General features: G+C 73.4%; 14 protein-coding genes. 8 read left to right on the top strand and 6 right to left on the bottom strand.

What is annotated here, in order from left to right; all coding sequences use genetic code 11:
- Nucleotides 1–30 precede the first annotated feature (30 nt).
- Nucleotides 31–1,335, bottom strand: a complete 1,305-nt coding sequence (locus tag ACIA6B_RS21160) for a helix-turn-helix domain-containing protein (RefSeq protein ID WP_308447825.1) — start codon at nt 1,333–1,335, stop codon at nt 31–33.
- Between the two features lie 140 nt (nt 1,336–1,475).
- Here ACIA6B_RS21160 and ACIA6B_RS21155 point away from each other — a divergent pair, with 140 nt between their 5' ends.
- Nucleotides 1,476–1,787: a hypothetical protein gene (locus ACIA6B_RS21155; protein ID WP_396775597.1), complete on the top strand. Its 312-nt coding sequence runs from the start codon at nt 1,476–1,478 to the stop codon at nt 1,785–1,787.
- A 45-nt stretch (nt 1,788–1,832) separates the two neighbouring features.
- Nucleotides 1,833–2,750 (top strand): NADP-dependent oxidoreductase, encoded by a 918-nt coding sequence (locus ACIA6B_RS21150; RefSeq protein ID WP_396775595.1) that lies wholly within the window; start codon nt 1,833–1,835, stop codon nt 2,748–2,750.
- 62 nt (nt 2,751–2,812) lie between these two features.
- Here the strand turns inward: ACIA6B_RS21150 and ACIA6B_RS21145 are convergent, their stop codons facing one another.
- Nucleotides 2,813–3,472 (bottom strand): hypothetical protein, encoded by a 660-nt coding sequence (locus ACIA6B_RS21145; RefSeq protein WP_396775594.1) that lies wholly within the window; start codon nt 3,470–3,472, stop codon nt 2,813–2,815.
- A 190-nt stretch (nt 3,473–3,662) separates the two neighbouring features.
- On the opposite strand from ACIA6B_RS21145, the gene ACIA6B_RS21140 reads away from it, so the two are divergent.
- On the top strand, nt 3,663–4,283 hold the full coding sequence (locus ACIA6B_RS21140) for a copper resistance protein CopC (RefSeq protein WP_396775592.1): 621 nt from the start codon (nt 3,663–3,665) through the stop codon (nt 4,281–4,283).
- Nucleotides 4,284–4,560: 277 nt separating this feature from the next.
- Here the strand turns inward: ACIA6B_RS21140 and gltX are convergent, their stop codons facing one another.
- From gltX to ACIA6B_RS21125, 3 genes are read right to left on the bottom strand one after another with little or no spacing between them, the layout of a single operon-like run.
- Nucleotides 4,561–5,970, bottom strand: coding sequence for a glutamate--tRNA ligase (gene gltX, locus ACIA6B_RS21135; protein WP_396775591.1), 1,410 nt, complete (start codon nt 5,968–5,970; stop codon nt 4,561–4,563).
- A 49-nt stretch (nt 5,971–6,019) separates the two neighbouring features.
- Nucleotides 6,020–7,297: an MFS transporter gene (locus ACIA6B_RS21130; protein ID WP_396775590.1), complete on the bottom strand. Its 1,278-nt coding sequence runs from the start codon at nt 7,295–7,297 to the stop codon at nt 6,020–6,022.
- Nucleotides 7,294–8,607, bottom strand: a complete 1,314-nt coding sequence (locus ACIA6B_RS21125; protein WP_396775897.1) for a GH1 family beta-glucosidase — start codon at nt 8,605–8,607, stop codon at nt 7,294–7,296. Before ACIA6B_RS21125 ends, ACIA6B_RS21130 begins: the two co-directional genes overlap by 4 nt.
- A 203-nt stretch (nt 8,608–8,810) precedes the next feature.
- On the opposite strand from ACIA6B_RS21125, the gene ACIA6B_RS21120 reads away from it, so the two are divergent.
- The gene (locus tag ACIA6B_RS21120) at nt 8,811–9,257 is read left to right on the top strand and encodes an SRPBCC family protein (protein WP_396775588.1); all 447 of its coding nucleotides are present in this window, start codon (nt 8,811–8,813) and stop codon (nt 9,255–9,257) included.
- A 138-nt stretch (nt 9,258–9,395) separates the two neighbouring features.
- On the opposite strand, the gene aceE is transcribed toward ACIA6B_RS21120, so the two are convergent.
- The gene (gene aceE, locus ACIA6B_RS21115; RefSeq protein WP_396775586.1) at nt 9,396–12,140 is read right to left on the bottom strand and encodes a pyruvate dehydrogenase (acetyl-transferring), homodimeric type; all 2,745 of its coding nucleotides are present in this window, start codon (nt 12,138–12,140) and stop codon (nt 9,396–9,398) included.
- 183 nt (nt 12,141–12,323) lie between these two features.
- On the opposite strand from aceE, the gene ACIA6B_RS21110 reads away from it, so the two are divergent.
- The 4 genes from ACIA6B_RS21110 (at nt 12,324) to ACIA6B_RS21095 (ending at nt 16,503) form a co-directional block, all read left to right on the top strand.
- A complete protein-coding gene (locus tag ACIA6B_RS21110; protein WP_396775585.1) occupies nt 12,324–12,665 on the top strand; it encodes a hypothetical protein in 342 nt (113 codons plus the stop codon).
- 23 nt (nt 12,666–12,688) lie between these two features.
- Nucleotides 12,689–13,093 (top strand): YjbQ family protein, encoded by a 405-nt coding sequence (locus ACIA6B_RS21105; protein ID WP_396775584.1) that lies wholly within the window; start codon nt 12,689–12,691, stop codon nt 13,091–13,093.
- A gap of 211 nt (nt 13,094–13,304) precedes the next feature.
- Complete coding sequence (locus tag ACIA6B_RS21100; RefSeq protein ID WP_396775582.1) at nt 13,305–13,787, top strand: MarR family winged helix-turn-helix transcriptional regulator; 483 nt, start codon at nt 13,305–13,307, stop codon at nt 13,785–13,787.
- A 247-nt stretch (nt 13,788–14,034) separates the two neighbouring features.
- Nucleotides 14,035–16,503 carry a transketolase C-terminal domain-containing protein gene (locus ACIA6B_RS21095; protein ID WP_396775896.1) on the top strand — a complete coding sequence of 823 codons (2,469 nt, stop codon included), beginning with the start codon at nt 14,035–14,037 and terminating at the stop codon, nt 16,501–16,503.
- Nucleotides 16,504–16,528: the final 25 nt, after the last annotated feature.

Below are 16,528 nucleotides of genomic sequence, written 5' to 3'. Positions count from 1 at the left end.
CCAAACCGCACTAGAAGCTTTAGAGGAAACCTACAAAGATCGGCGCCGGTCGTCGCCGCTCTGGGCCACTTTCCGACCGGCTGGGCTCGCTGTCTGGTTCGGGACCGGCGTGACGGCCGGGACCACCGGGTCGAGCCGACCGACTGTCAACGCGACCTGGAGCGCGAAGGCGTCCCGCGGGGCGAGCGGCGAGAAGCCGGTCACCTCGGCGATCCGCTTCAGCCGGTAACGCACCGTGTTCGGGTGCACGAACAGCGCCCGCGCCGCGCTCTCCAGCGTGCCGCCGGCGGCGAAGAACGCGTCGAGCGTCTCCAGCAGTTCGCCGCCGCCGGCGCGGGCCAGCGCCGCGTACACGTCGTGGCGCAGCCGGCGGCGCGCCTCGGCGTCGCCGGCCAGCGCCCGCTCGGGCAGCAGTTCGCCGGCGGCGACCGGGCACGGCGCGGTCGGCCAGGCCGGCGCGGCCCGGAACCCGGCGAGCGCCGCCCGCGCGGACTCGGTCGCCTCGTCCAGGCTGGGCACCGCCGGACCGACCACCACCGGCCCGTCGCCGAACGCGGTACGCAGCTTCCCGGTGGCCGCCAGCGGATCGGCCGCCCCGCCCAGCACGATCACCAGGCGGTCGCCGTGCACGCCGCCGATCACCTCGACGCCGATCCGGCGGGCCTGCCGGTAGACGGTGTGCAGGACGGCCGACACCTCGCCGCCGGGGGAGCGGCCCACCGCCACCGCCACCGGCGGCGCGTCCGACCAGCCCAGCGCGGCGGCGCGACTGGCCAGCACGTCCGGCGAGTCGCCGCGCAGCAGCGCGTCCACCAGCAACGCCTGCAACCGGGCGTCCCAGGAGCCCCGGGTCTCGGCGGCCCGGGCGTACACCCGGGCGGCGGCGAACGCGATCTCCCGGGAGAACCGCAGCACCGCCTCCCGCAGCGACTGTTCCTCGCCCGGCACGGCCAGCTCGGAGACCTGCTCCTCGACGACCTCGATGGTCACCTTGATCAGCGCCACGGTCTGCTGGAGGCTGATCGAGCGGGCGAGCGCCACCGGTGCGGCGGCGAAGACCTCGTCCGACACCTCCTGGGTGCGGTCGGTCGCGCCGCCGCCCTGGCGCAGCCACTGCACCAGTGACCGCACGCCGGCCTGGGCCACCAGCATCACCCAGGAACGCTGGTCGGCCGGCAGCTCGCGGAACCACAGCAGACTCTCGTCCATCCGGGCCACGCTGGCGGTGGCCAGGCTCCCCGCGGCCCGCTCGATGCGGCGCAGCGTGGCCGACGTCTCGGTACCGCCCGGTTCACTCACCGCACCAGCCTGACATGGCCTGACCAGCGGATCCACTCCGAGTCCACAGCGACGCCGCCGACGGGCGACCCGCACCGGTACGCGCTGACGATCTCGTCGGGCCGGGCCAGTACGGTGTCAGAGCGCGTCGGGGCGTTCCGTCCGACGGGCGAGGGCGAAGGGTGAGGGGGACCGGGATGGCGCACGGGGAGGCCGAACACGGCTGCGCCCAGCACGAGCACTGCCGGCCGGGCCACGACCAGCCGCGCCGGGCGGGTCTGACCCATCCGGGTGAGCCGGCCGCCGGGCGGTCGCCGGAGCGCGCCGACGACGAGCCGGCGGCGCCGCGTCAGCGGGTCGTCGAGCCGGCCGGCCCCACGGTCGACCCGGCGCCGACCCAGGGCTGCCGCAGCGACCAGGCCGGCTGGGCGGGTGGCCACCGGCACGGCGCGGTGCGCCCCGGCAACCGTACGAGCCGCCGGGAACGGCCGCCGCGCCGCTGGTGCTGACCACGTAGGGCCCGTCCGGCGGTTAGCGTGGGTGGGGTGAAGGCGATGGCGATCGACGAGTACGGGCCGGCCGACCTGCTCACCGTTCGTGAGCTGCCCACCCCGCCGGTCGGTCCGGACACGGTCCTGGTGCGGGTGCGGGCCGCCGGGGTCAACCCGGTCGACTGGAAGGTCCGGGCGGGGCACCTGGCCGGCGCGTTCCCGACCCACTTCCCGCTGGTGCCGGGGTGGGACGCCGCCGGCGTGGTGGAGGCGGTCGGTCCGGCGGTGTCCGGGTTCGCCGTCGGTGACGAGGTGATCGGCTACGTCCGTCGCGACGACGTGCAGCACGGCACGTACGCGGAACTGGTCCCGGCCCCGGAGCGGTGCCTGGCCGACAAGCCGGTGCGGGCGTCCTGGCCGCAGGCGGCCGGCCTGCCGCTGGCCGGGCTCACCGCCTACCAGGCGTTGCAACTGGCCCGCACCGGCGCCGGTGACACCGTGCTGGTGCACGGTGCGGCCGGCGGGGTGGGACACCTCGCGGTGCAGGTGGCCCGCGCGCTCGGCGCCGACCGGGTGATCGGCACGGCGAGTGAGGCGAACCACGACTTCGTCCGGTCGCTGGGCGCGGAGCCGGTCAGCTACGGCGACGGCCTGCCGGACCGGGTCCGCGCGGTCGCGCCGGACGGCGTCGATGTCGTGCTGGACCTGTTCGGGGGCGACGCGCTGGACGCCTCCGCCGAGCTGATCGGCCGGCCGGGGCGGCTGGTCTCCACCGCCGACCCGGAGCACGTGACCCGCCTCGGCGGCACGTACGTCTTCGTCAAGCCGTCGTCGGCCGACCTGGGGGTGCTCGCCGGGCTGGTCGACGCCGGCCGGCTCACCGTGCACGTGGCCCGGACGTTCCCGCTCGCCGAGGCCGCCGAGGCGCAGCGGTTGGTGGAGGCGGGGCATGTCCGGGGAAAGGTCGTGCTGACTATCTGAGCATGGGCGACCGCACCGAGCGAAGCGAGGGCCGGGAGCGCATGCCCGGCCGGCAGCGGGGCTCAGCGGGTGCGGCGGCGCACCAGGAGCGCGATGCCGGCCAGCCCGACGGTGATGACCAGCACCACGCCGATGTTGAGCAGCAGCAGCCGCTGCAACTCGCCGAGCGCGGTGTCGAGGCCATCCGCCGGGTCGAGCGCCTCCTCCGGCAGGACGCGCTCGCCGCCGCCGATGCCGCCGGAGAGCGTGTCGAACCGGGGCGCCAGCGGCACCCCGACGGCGCGCAGCGTCTCGGACATGTTGAGGCGCCCGAAGAACCAGCCGGCCCGGGGGTGGCTCAGGTCGGGCTGCTTGGCCGGCCGGTAGACCCGGGGGCCGCCCTTGGCCAGCGGGAAGAGGTCGTACGTGTGCTGCGGGCTGCCGGCGGCGAGCACCACCACCGTGTACTTCGGACCGAGGTCCTTGGCCGCCGGGCCGCGGAGCTGACCGGTCGTCCCCAGCCACTTGACCTGGTCGACGATCATGGTGACCTCGGCCGGTTTGGTGTCGGCCCGCAGCTGCAACGGCTGGTCGAGCTGGTCGCCGGTGATGTCCACCCCGGCCGGGGCGAGCTTCGGCTTCGGCGCGGCCTGGGCCGCCGTCGTGCCGGTGAGGGCCAGCGAGCACGCCAGCACCGCCGCCCCGGCCACGACGGTCAGCAGCCGCCTCACCTTCCGGACCATCGCCGCCTCCTCGCCCCGTTCGATGGCTGGCTTCCGCTGCCGGTCACACTGGACCCGCCCACCCAAAAGACTCCGCAGAACGTCGCGTGGTTGCAGTAGGTGGAAGAGTATTTGGAACTATCTGCGAGCTGAGACCGACCAATGAACGGTCGAAGATCAGCGGCCGGATCTTACCCGGACGGAGGGGCTCATGGGGGGCAGGGTTGCCCGTACGACACGTACCTGGCTGGCGGTGCTCGGGTTGGCGGCGGGGGTGTCGCTGCTGTTGCCGGCCGTGCCGGCCGCCGCACACAACTCGTTGACCGGCAGCGACCCGGCCAACGGGGCCCGGGTGGCCGCCGCGCCGAAGCGCATCGAGCTGCGGTTCCTGGCCACGCCGAAGGAGGCCGGCACGACTGTCACCGTCACCGGGCCGGACAACGTGGTCGCCGCGGGTGGACCGCCGACCTTCTCCGGGAAGCGGGTGAGCGTGCCGTTCAGGCCCGCCGCGGCCGGGCTCTACATCGTGGCCTACCAGCTCGCGTCCGACGACGGACATCCGATCAAGGGCGAGATCCGGTTCACGCTGACCACCGGCACCCCGGCCGAGACGCCGTCGACGCCCACCAGCACCGCGCCGACCACCGCGACGCCGCCCACGAGCGCCGCGCCGCCCACCAGCGCCGCGCCGTCGCCGGCGAGCCCGACGCCCGCGGCCGCCGCCGCGGACGACGACGGGGGTACGGGTTGGCTCTGGGCGGCCGGCGCGGTCGTGGTGCTGGCCGCGTTGGGCGGCGGCCTGCTGCTGCGTCGCCGCGCCGCCCGCGGCTGACCGGGCCGGGCACTCGACGGCTGACCGGGCCGGGCACTCGGCGGCTGAGCGGCCCGGTCACCCGGCGGCTGAGCGGGCCGGTCACCCGGCGGCAGGCCGGATCCGCAGCGGGGATCCGCTCGCCCGGTCACCGTGCGTGACCCGCCGGGAGAGACCTCTACCGCATCTCGTTATGCCTCCTGGTCATAAATATGACCAGGAGGCATAACGCCCGAGAGGAAATCGCTTCCGGCGCGCGACACGCCCGGACGACACGCCGGGGGCGTCACCCGCGGGTTCAGACCAGGCGTACCCGGGCGGCGCGCAGCCGGGTCAGCGTTCGGTCGCGGCCGAGCACCTCGAGCGACTCGAACAGCGGCAGCCCGACGGTGCGGCCGGTGACCGCCACCCGGACCGGCGCCTGCGCCTTGCCCAGCTTCAGCCCGCGCTCCGCGCCGACCGCCTCCAGCGTGGCCTTCAGCGACTCGGCGTCCCAGGTCTCCAGCGTGTCGAACGCGGCGATCGCGGCGTCCAACAGCTCGGCGGCGCCCTCCTTCATCGCCTTCGCCCAGGCCGCCTCGTCGATCAGCGGGTCGGCCAGGAAGAGGAAGTCGACGTTCGGCACGATCTCGCTGAGCACCGCGATCCGGGTCTGCGCCAGCGGGGCCACCGCCGCGAACGCGGCCGGGTCGAACTCGGCCGGCTGCCACGGCGGCGGGGCGATCGTGTCGGTGCCGGTGAGCCACGGCTGGCACGCGGCGACGAACTCCGCCACCGGCAGGGCGCGAATGTACTCCCCGTTGAAGGCGCGCAGCTTCTTCTCGTCGAAGAAGGCGGGGGAGGGGTTGACCTCGTCGAGCCGGAACTCGTCCTCGATCACCGACCAGGGCACGATCTCCCGGTCACCCGACGGCGCCCAGCCGAGCAGCATCAGGTAGTTCCGCATCGCGTCGGCGAGGTAGCCCTCGTCCCGGTACGCCTCCAGGGCGACCTTGTCCCGCCGCTTGGACAGCTTCTGCCGCTTCTCGTTGACCACCACCGGCACGTGCGCCCAGACCGGCGGCTTGACGCCGAGCGCGTCCCAGAGCAGCTGCTGCTTCGGGGTGTTCGGCAGGTGCTCCTCGGCCCGGATCACGTGGGTGATCCCCATGGTCATGTCGTCGACCACGTTGGCCAGCAGGAAGACCGGCGAGCCGTCGCCCCGGGCGATGACGAAGTCCTCGATCAGCTTGTTCTCGAACGTCGGCTCGCCCCGGATCAGGTCGACCACCACGGTCTCGCCCTCGTCCGGGGTGCGGAAGCGCAGCGCCCGCCCCTCGCCGGCGGACAGGCCCCGGTCGCGGCAGAAGCCGTCGTAGCCCCGGTGCTGTGAGCCGGTACGCGCCTGCACGTCGTCGCGGGTGCAGTCGCAGTAGTACGCCCGGCCGGCCTCGTACAGCCGCTGCGCGGCGGCGCGGTGCTCGCCCGCGTACGAGGACTGGAAGTAGGGGCCCTCGTAGCTGCCGCGGGTGATGCCGATCCAGTCGAGCGCGGAGAGGATGCCCTCGGTCCACTCGGGCCGGTTGCGGGCCGCGTCGGTGTCCTCGACGCGGAGCACGAACACCCCGCCCTGCTGCTTGGCGAAGATCCAGTTCTGCAACGCCGAGCGGGCGCCGCCGACGTGGAACATTCCGGTCGGGGAGGGGGCGAAGCGTACACGTACCGTCACGTCCCCCAGCCTACGGCGGGCCGCGACCGCTTTCCGGCAGGGGGCCCGGTCAGGGCACCGCCCTGATCTTCACGACGAGCGCGCTGCCGAGCAGCGTGACGGCCGCGGTCACCGCGTAGAGCGCCGGGTAGCCGCCCAGGTGCACCACGATCGGGGCGGAGAGCGCCGGCCCCAGCACCTGCGGCGCGGAGTTGGCGATGTTGATCACCCCGAGGTCCTTCGCCCGGTCGGTGGCGGCCGGCAGCACCTGGGTGATCAACGCGGCGTCCACCGCCAGGTAGACGCCGTAACCGGCGCCGAGCAGCAGCGCGGCGACGATCGCCATCGACCAGACCGGCGCCACCGCGAGCAGCGTCGCCGCCACCGCCATGATCAGCCCGGACACGATCACGAAGACCTTGCGCCGGCCGGAACGGTCGGAGAGCCGCCCGGCCACCACGGCGGTGAGCATCATGCCCACCGTGTAGAGCAGGATCAGCACCAGCAGCGAGCCCTCGGGGTCGGTCACCCGCACCCCGTCGGTGAGGAAATAGAGCAGATAGAGCGTGCCGAGCGCGTTGCCCAACTGCACCAGGAACCGGGTGAACCAGGCCCAGGCGAAGTCGGGGTGGCGACGCGGGCTGATCCACATCGAGGCGAGCAGGGCGCGTGCCCGCAGCGGCGGCCGGTGCGCCCGGGGCAGCGGGTCGTCCTGGGTGAGCAGCGCGAACGGCAGCGACAGCAGCAGCACGGCGAGCGCGATCGCGGCGTACCCGGCGGCGTTGCCGGTGACCACGGCGGTGACCAGCACCGCGCCGAGCACCAGGCCCAGCGCCTGCGGGATGCCCACCCAGCCGGAGACGCCGCCGCGCTGCGCCACCGGCACCCGGTCCGGGATCGCGGCGGTGAGGCTGGCCAGCATGGCGTTGAAACAGACCTGCGCGGCCACCCAGGCCACCGCCACGCCGGCGATGCTGTCCTGTCGGGCCAGCAGCACCAGCGCGAACGCGCCGACCACCGCGCCGGTCGCGGTCCAGACGTGCCGGCGGCCGAAGTGCCGGTTCGCCAGCCGCAGCGAGGTCCGGTCGGACAACGCCCCGGCCAGCGGGTTGGCCAGCACCGCGGCGAGCGCGCCGAGGCCGGTGACCACCGCCAGCATGGCCTCCTTGTCGCCCGGTGCGATACGTTCCACCTGCTGCGGCAGCAGCACCTGGATCGGCGTGAAGAACGCCATCCAGACGCCCAGGTTGGCGGCGAAGATCAGCGCGATCCAGCTCCGCCGGACCGGCACGGTCGGCTCGGCGAGCGCCGCCGGCAGCGAGGCCGGCGTCGGGTTCACCGTGGTCATCGCCGGGCCAGGTCCCGGAACCAGGCGTACGACGACTTCGGGGTACGCCGCTGCGTGGGGTAGTCGACGTGCACCAGGCCGAACCGCTTGGTGAACCCCTCGGCCCACTCCCAGTTGTCCAGCAGCGACCAGACGAAGTACCCGGTCACCGGCACCACCGCGGTGATCGCCTCGTGCACCGCGCGCACGTGCCCGTCCAGGTACGCGATCCGGTCCGGGTCGTCCACCCGGCCCTGCGCGTCCGGCACGTCGTCGTACGCGCAGCCGCTCTCGGTGACCTGGATCGGCGGCAACGCGTCGCCGTACCGGTCGTAAAGCTGGAGCAGCAGCTCGCGCAGCCCGTCCGGGGCCACCGGCCAGTCGAACGCGGTGCGCGGGTACCCGTCCAGCGGCACCATCTCGAACGGCAGCGGCGAGCCCTCCTCGGGGGCCCGGATGCCGGTCGGGTTGTAGTAGTTCACGCCCAGCACGTCGATCGGGGCGGCCAGCACGTCCAGGTCGCCGTCATGGATCACGGCCGGGTCGAGGCCGGGCGCGTCGGGGTAGCCGCGGCCGAGCAGCGGGTCGGTGAAGAGCAGGTTGTGCAGCGCGTCGTACGCCCGCGCGGCGGCCCGGTCGGCGTCGGTGTCCCCGACCTGCCGCACCGGCGAGTAGTTGTTGGCGATCGCCACCGGGCTCGTGGTGCGGGCGCGCAGCGCGGCCACCGCCAGGCCGTGCCCGAGGAGCTGGTGGTGGGCCACCGGGAAGGCGTCGAAGAGCAGCATCCGGCCGGGCGCGTGGGTGCCGATGCCGTGCCCGAGGCTCATGTGGATGAACGGCTCGTTGAGCGTGATCCAGAGTTTCACCCGGTCGCCGAGGCGGGCCGCGGTCAGGTCGGCGTACTCGGCGAAGCGGGCGGCGGTGTCCCGGTTCAGCCAGCCGCCGGCGTCCTCCAGCGCCTGCGGCAGGTCCCAGTGGAAGAGCGTGGCGACCGGGTCGACGCCGGCCGCGAGCAGGCCGTCCACCAACCGGTCGTAGAAGTCCAGCCCGGCCGCGTGCGCCGGGCCGGCGCCGGTGGGCTGGACGCGGGGCCAGGCGACCGAGAACCGGTACGCGGACACGCCCAGCCCGGCCAGCAGCGCGGTGTCCTCGGCGTGCCGGTGGTAGTGGTCGCACGCCTCGTCGCCGGTGCTGCCGTCGACGATCCGGCCCGGCTCGTGGGCGAACGTGTCCCAGATGGACGGTCCCCGGCCGTCGACCGTGGTCGCGCCCTCGATCTGGTACGCGGAGGTGGACACCCCCCAGCGGAAGCCGGCGGGGAAGTCGGGCATCGGCACGGTCGTCAATTCGCCCTCCCAATACGTGAAGCGTGTTCGCGACTCTAGGGCTCGGGAGAACGCCACGCCATAGGCCGGGACGGCGGGTAACGCCAGGGCGTTTCGGCGTGTCTTCGCCGATACCGTCCGCTTAAGTCCGATTTACACATAGAGTGCCGAATATCGCGGATGTAGTTTTAAGTGGGGGAAAGACGCTCATGATCCTCGTGGAACGCAGCGCACACGTGGCGGCGCCGGTGGAAGTGGTCTGGGACGTCGTGCAGCGCGCCGAGCAGCTGCCGGCCTGGCTGGCGGGGGTCCGTGCGGCCGAGGTCCTCTCCGGGGAGGGGTTCGGTCGGCGGCAGCTCGTCCAGGCCGGACGCGGCGCCGCGCACGAGGCCGAAGTGATCGCCTACCAGGAGCCGACGCTGATCGGCTGGCGCGAACGGGCCAAGGGCGCCGGCGCCCGGGCCGAGGCGCGTACCGAGATCTACGTCCAGCTCACCGCGGACGAGGACGCCGGCGGCACCATGGTCCGGCTGATCGTCGTCCGATGGCCCGCCGGGCCGGTCAAGGCCGCACTGCTGCGGCTCGGCCTGCGCCGGGTGGGCGCCGACCTGGAGGACTCGCTGGCCCGGCTGACCGACCTGGCCGCCGTCGGCTGACCGGGTCGTCGTCCCGGCGTCGCCCGCAACGACGATGGTCCGGCATCCCAACCAGGGACGCCGGACCATCGTCGTCGGCGGTGAGAAGGGGCCCCTTCTCCGCCGGAGGCGTTGAGCAGGGGCCCTTCCTTTCACCTGCTAGCTGTCGCCGCCGGTCTCGCCGACCGGGGCGGCGTTCACGTCGTCAAGCGCGTACTTGCGGGCGGCGTCGGCCGGCACGTGGGCCGGGACCGCGCCCCGCAGCGCGAGCTGCCGCAGCGTGGCGACCGCGACCGACTCGGCGTCCACGTGGAAGTGGCGGCGCAACGCGTGCCGGGTGTCCGACATGCCGAAGCCGTCGGTGCCGAGCGAGGTGTAGTCGCCCGGTACCCAGCGCGCGATCAGGTCCGGTACCGCGCGCATCCAGTCGCTGACCGCGACCTTCGGGCCCTCGGCGTCGGCCAGCTTGCGCTGGATGTACGGCACCCGCTGCTCCTCACCCGGGTTGAGCAGGTTGTGCTCCTCGCACTCCACCGCGTCGCGGCGCAGCTCGGTCCAGGACGTCACCGACCACACGTCGGCGGCCACGCCCCAGTCCTCGGCGAGCAGTTGCTGGGCCTTGAGCGCCCACTGCATGCCGGTGCCGGAGGCCAGCACGTTCGCCTTCGGCGCGTCCGCGCCCACCTGCGGCGCCGGCGAGTAGCGGTAGATGCCCCTGATGATGCCCTCGGTGTCCACGCCCTCCGGCTCGGCCGGCTGGAAGATCGGCTCGTTGTAGACGGTGAGGTAGTAGAAGACGTTCTCCTGCGCCTCGCCGTACATCCGGTGCAGGCCGTTCTCCAGGATGTGCGCCAGCTCGAACGCGAACGCCGCGTCGTACGCGACCACCGCCGGGTTGGTGGCGGCGAGCAGCAGCGAGTGCCCGTCCTCGTGCTGGAGACCCTCGCCGTTGAGCGTGGTTCGGCCGGCGGTCGCGCCGAGCACGAAGCCCCGGGCCATCTGGTCGGCCGCCGCCCAGAACCCGTCGCCGGTGCGCTGGAAGCCGAACATCGAGTAGAAGATGTACATCGGGATCATCGGCTCGCCGTGCGTGGCGTACGACGTGCCGGCGGCGGTGAACGAGGCGACCGAACCGGCCTCGTTGATCCCCTCGTGCAGGATCTGCCCGGTCGTCGACTCCTTGTACGACAGGAACAGCTCCCGGTCGACCGAGGTGTAACGCTGGCCGTGCGGCGAGTAGATCTTCTGGGTCGGGAAGAGCGAGTCCATGCCGAACGTGCGGGCCTCGTCCGGGATGATCGGCACCCAGCGCTTGCCGAACTCCTTGTCCTTCATCACGTCCTTGAGCAGGCGGACGAAGGCCATCGTGGTGGCCACCTTCTGCTTGCCCGACCCGCGCTTGACGTCGGCGAACCGCTCGCTGCCCGGGATCGCCAGCGTCCTCGGCGCGGTGGTACGCGACGGGAGGAAGCCGCCGAGCTGGCGACGCCGCTCCCGCAGGTACTCCATCTCGTCCGACTTCTCGTCCGGCGTGTAGTACGGCGGGAGGTAGGGGTTCTCCTCGAGCTGCTTGTCCGGGATGTCGAGGTAGAGCCGGTCGCGGAACAGCTTCAGGTCGTCGAGCGTCAGCTTCTTCATCTGGTGCGTGGCGTTGCGGCCCTCGAAGTGCGAGCCCAGCGTCCAGCCCTTGATGGTCTTGGCGAGGATCACCGTCGGCTGACCGGTGTGCTCCATCGCCGCCTTGTAGGCCGCGTAGAGCTTGCGGTAGTCGTGGCCACCCCGCTTGAGGTTCCAGATCTCGTCGTCGCTCAGGTGCTCGACCATCTTGCGGGTCCGCGCGTCGCGGCCGAAGAAGTGCTCCCGGACGTACGCCCCGGACTCCGCCTTGTAGGTCTGGTAGTCACCGTCGGGCGTGGTGTTCATCAGGTTGACCAGCGCGCCGTCGGTGTCCGCCGCGAGCAGCGGGTCCCACTCCCGGCCCCAGACCACCTTGATCACGTTCCAGCCGGCGCCCCGGAAGAACGCCTCCAGCTCCTGCATGACCTTGCCGTTGCCGCGGACCGGACCGTCCAGACGCTGGAGGTTGCAGTTGATCACGAAGGTGAGGTTGTCCAGCTCCTCGCGTGCGGCCACGCCGATCGCGCCGAGCGACTCGACCTCGTCCATCTCGCCGTCGCCCAGGAACGCCCAGACATGCTGCTGGGAGGTGTCCTTGATGCCCCGGTGCTGCAGGTAGCGGTTGAACCGCGCCTGGTAGATGGCGTTCAGCGGGCCGAGACCCATGGAGACGGTGGGGAACTCCCAGAAGTCCGGCATCAACCGCGGATGCGGGTACGAGGGCAGCGAGCCGGCGCGGTGCGACAGCTCCTGCCGGAAGCCGTCGAGCTGGTCGGCGCTCAGCCGGCCCTCCAGGAACGCCCGCGCGTACATGCCGGGGGAGGCGTGACCCTGGTAGTAGATCTGGTCGCCGCCGCCCGGGTGCTCCTTGCCCCGGAAGAAGTGGTTGAAGCCCACCTCGTAGAGGGACGCCGAACTGGCGAACGTGGAGATGTGACCGCCCACGCCGATCTCCGGGCGCTGGGCCCGGTGCACCAGCATGGCGGCGTTCCACCTGATGTACGCCCGCAGCCGCCGCTCGATGTGCTCGTCGCCGGGGAACCACGGTTCCCGCTCCGGCGGGATGGTGTTGATGTAGTCGGTGGTGGTCAGCGACGGCACCCCGACCTGGCGCTCGCGGGCCCGCTCCAGCAGGCGCAGCATGACGTACCGGGCGCGCTTGGTTCCGCGCTCGTCGATGACACCGTCGAGTGACTCGACCCATTCGCTGGTCTCTTCAGGGTCGATGTCCGGAAGCTGGCTCGGCAGACCAGCGGTGATCACCGGGCGCTTGCGTTCCGTAGCCACAGGCGTTCCCTCGGTTCTGTGTGGGATAGGTCTCTAGCGCCATCCTGCCCCCTCGTGGCGCTCGTCGTCACCTCCGGCTCCCCCAGACGCGATGCTGAACACAGGTACCCGCCGGTAACTTTGTGCGATCACGAAGCCGTGCCGTCGGGCCCGCCGCTGGCCGCCTCCGGCTACCCTGCCGCCATGCGGAGGCGGCCGGTCCGGATGGGTGGTGTGCTGGTGGCGGCGGGCGCGCTTGTCGCGTCCGGCTCGGCGGTCGCGCTGGGCTGGGAGATCGCGCGTACCCCGGAGTGGGGTCCGGGTTGGGCGATCGGCCTCGGCGTCGGCGTGATGCTGGTGCTCGCCGGCCGGGACGAGCTGCGCCATCGGCGCCGGTTCGGGGCCGGCTACCGGGAGGCGGCCGGCGGGGTCGGCGTCCTCCCCCACGTGCCCGGCCCGGAGACCGGCGGCGGCGAGATGCCCACCTACGGCTCGGGGGACGGCGGCGGAGGCGGTACGGACTGCGGTGGCGGAGGCGGGAGCTGACGCGCTGCGGCAGAATGCGCCGTATGCGTAGTGAGGTGATCAGCGTCCGGACCGGGTCCCGGCCGACCGTCCGGGACATCACGGCCGAGGCCGAGCGCTTCGTCGCCGGGTCCGGCGACGGGCTGCTGCACGTCTTCGTGCCGCACGCCACCGCCGGGTTGGCGATCATCGAGACCGGCGCCGGGTCGGACGACGATCTGCTCCGCGCGCTCGACGACCTGCTGCCCACCGACGACCGGTGGCGGCACCGGCACGGCTCGCCCGGACACGGTCGCGATCACGTGCTGCCGGCGTTCGTGCCGCCGTACGCGACGCTGCCGGTGCTCGGCGGGCGGCTCCAGCTCGGCACCTGGCAGTCGATCTGCCTGGTCGACCCGAACGGCGACAACCCGGACCGCCAGGTCCGCTTCTCCTTCCTCCCCGCTTGACCCCACCCCGAGCGGCCCCAGATTCACGGAAAGCGTGGCTGTCCGACGCGGAACAGCCACGCTTTCCGTGAATCTGCGCGCAACGGGGGGCGGTGGTGAACCGCCGCGCTGGTGGTGGCCGGCGCGTTCGCCGCCCGCCGGGCGGGTCCCGTGGCCGCGATCGCAATAGTGGAGGAAGTCAATTGTTGATCTGTCACGTATGCTTGTCGGCATGGCGCACCGCCCGGTCCCCCGTACGCCCGCCCCGGCCGACGACCGGCTCGGGCTGGCCGGGGACGCCGTGCGCCGGATCCAGCACGTCGCCGCCGCGCTGCGGCACCACCAGGACGAGGAGATCGCCGCGTTGGGTCTGACCCCGGCCGCGGCCCGGGCGCTGCACGAGCTGGACCCGGACCACCCGTCGCCGGCCCGCGACCTGGCCGTGCGACTCGGCTGTGACCGCTCCAACGTGACCGGGCTGACCGACAGGCTGGAGCAGGCCGGGCTGGTCGAGCGCCGGGCCGACCCGACCGACCGGCGGCAGCGGGCGCTCGTCGTCACCGCGCGGGGCCGGCAGGTCCGGGAGCGGGTACGCCAGGTGATGTCGGACTCACGGCTGCTCGACGGGTTGACCACGGCGGAGCTGGCCACGCTGCGTGACCTGGTCTGGAAGGTGTCCGACGGCGGCTGCCCGGAGGAGCGCGGCGAGGTCTGAGCCGGGACGGGTGCGAACGTGTCCGACTGGGCGAGGCGGGCCCGATTCGGTAATGCTGTCCGACGTGACCTCCCCGCACGATCTCGACGACCGGCTCCGAGCCGACCTGGCCGCGCTCGACGCGCCCGTCCAGCGGCGTGACCTGCGTGAACCGCTGCCCGACGGTGGCTCGCTCACCGGAGCGCAGGCGCTGGCCCTGTTCGACGCGCAGCTCACCAGCCGGCTGGTCGACCTCGCCGGGCGCTGGCTGCGCGGCTTCGGTGAGGGGTACTACACGATCGGTTCGGCCGGTCACGAGGGCAACGCGGCGGTGGCCGCCGCGCTGCGGCCGACCGACCCGGCGCTGCTGCACTACCGGTCCGGCGCGTTCTACTGCCTGCGCGCCGCCCAGGCGGCCGGCGAGTTCCCACCCGACGCGCCACCCGCGCCCGCCGGCGGGGAGCAGCATTCCGATCCGCGGGACACGGACGGTCCGCGGGACACGGACGGTCCGCGGGACACGGACGGATCCTGGCCCGACTGCGGATCGGCGACCGCACCGGGCGAAGCGAGGGCCGGGAGCGCACGCCCGGCCGGCAGCGACCCCACCGGGGCCGTCTCCCACCGGGATCCCGCTCCGGGTGACTCCGCCAGCGGCGCGGCCGGGCCGGCCGCGCCGGCGGACTCCGGCGACGTCGACCCGGTGCTGCTGCCGGACGGGGCCGGGGTGACCGTGGACGCGGACGGCGACGCGACGGTCGGCGTACCCGGTCTGCCGTCGCCGGCGCTCGACGACGCGTTCGCGGGCGCGGCCCGGGACGTGCTGCGCGGCATGGTCGCCTCCGCCGAGGAGCCGATCGCCGGCGGCCGGCACAAGGTCTTCGGGCGGGCCGACCTCGCCGTCGTGCCGACCACCTCGACCATCGCCTCGCACCTGCCCCGCGCGGTCGGCCTGGGGCTGGCCCTGGAACGGCTCCGGCGGGGCGGACGGCGCGTCGACGGCGACCCGGAGGTGGCGTCCTGGCCGCTTGACGCCGTGGTCGTCTGCTCCTTCGGCGACGCCTCGGTCAACCACGCCACGGCCACCGCCGCGTTCAACACCGCCGGCTGGTACGACCACACCGGCCTGCGGATCCCGGTGCTGTTCGTCTGCGAGGACAACGGGCTGGGCATCAGCGTGCGCTCGCCCGAGGGCTGGGTGGCCGCCATGCTGCGGTCCCGGCCCGGCATCCGCTACTTCGACGCCGACGGCACGGACGTGGTGGCGAGCCACCGGGTGGCGGCGGAGGCGACCGCCTGGGTGCGCCGGCACCGCCGGCCCGCCGTGCTGCACCTGCGTACGGTCCGGCTGATGGGGCACGCCGGCGCGGACGCGGAGACCGCGTACCGGAGCCCGGCGGAGATCGCCGCGGACGTGGCACGGGACCCGCTGCTGGTCACCGCGCGGCGGCTGGTGGCGGGCGGCTACGCGAGCGGCGAGGAGCTGCTCGCCCGGTACGACGAGCGGGGCTGGCAGCTCCGGCGGATCGCCGAGGAGGTGCTGGACGAGCCGAAGCTGGCCACCCCGGTCGAGGTGGTGGCGGAGCTGGCGCCGCGCCGGCCGGTGCGGGTGTCCCGGACGGTCGCCGACGCGGCGGCGCACGCGGCCGGGCCGGGCGCCGGGGCGCGGGCGGAGGCGTTCGGCGGGAAGCCGCCGGAGCTGACCGGGCCGCTGACGTTGGCGCAGAGCATCAACGCGGCGCTGGCCGACGGCATGCTCGACCACCCGCAGATGGCGGTGTTCGGCGAGGACGTGGCCGCCAAGGGCGGGGTGTACGGGGTGACCAAGGGACTGCGGGACCGGTTCGGGGTGGCCCGGGTGTTCGACACGCTGCTCGACGAGACCTCGATCCTCGGGCTCGGGCTCGGCGCCGGCCTGGCCGGCATGCTGCCGGTGCCGGAGATTCAATACCTGGCGTACCTGCACAACGCGGAGGACCAACTCCGCGGCGAGGCGGCCAGCATGCGGTTCTTCTCCCGGGGCGCGTTCCGGAACCCGATGGTGGTGCGGGTGGCCGGCCTGGCGTACCAGGAGGGCTTCGGCGGGCACTTCCACAACGACAACTCGGTGGCGGTGCTGCGGGACGTGCCGGGGCTGGTGATCGCCGTGCCGGCCCGGCCGGACGACGCCGCGCCGATGCTGCGGACCTGCCTGGCGGCGGCCCGGGTGGACGGCGCGGTCTGCGTCTTCCTGGAGCCGATCGCGCTCTACCACACCCGCGACCTCCACGCGGACGGCGACGGCGAGTGGCTGGCCGAGTACGCCGAGCCGGGCGCCTGGGCGGACCGGCACGTGCCGATCGGCCGCGCCCGGGTGTACGGCATCGGCTCCACCGACGATCTCACCATCATCACCTTCGGTAACGGGGTGCGGATGTCGCTGCGGGCCGCGGCCACGCTGGCCGAGGAGGGCGTCGGCACCCGGGTGGTGGACCTGCGCTGGCTCGCCCCGCTGCCGGTGGCCGACATCATCCGGGAGGCGTCGGCGACCGGCCGAGTGCTGGTGGTGGACGAGACGCGGCGCTCCGGCGGGGTGGGCGAGGGAGTGTTGGCGACACTTGTCGACACCGGGTATGTGGGCGCGGCGCGACGGGTAGCCGCTCTTGACTCGTTTGTACCATTAGGTCCGGCTGCTCATCAGGTTCTGGTGTCCGAGGAAGCCATTACCGAGGGTGCCCGTACGCTGCTGGCACGGTAAATTCCGTTCCACCCGGTGCGCCACT

Origin of the sequence: Micromonospora sp. NPDC051141, from assembly GCF_044455765.1 — a bacterium.
In the GTDB taxonomy this organism is placed as follows: domain Bacteria; phylum Actinomycetota; class Actinomycetes; order Mycobacteriales; family Micromonosporaceae; genus Micromonospora.
The sequence above is the reverse complement of the archived record's forward strand: the minus strand, read 5'-3'. Positions and strand labels throughout refer to the sequence as shown.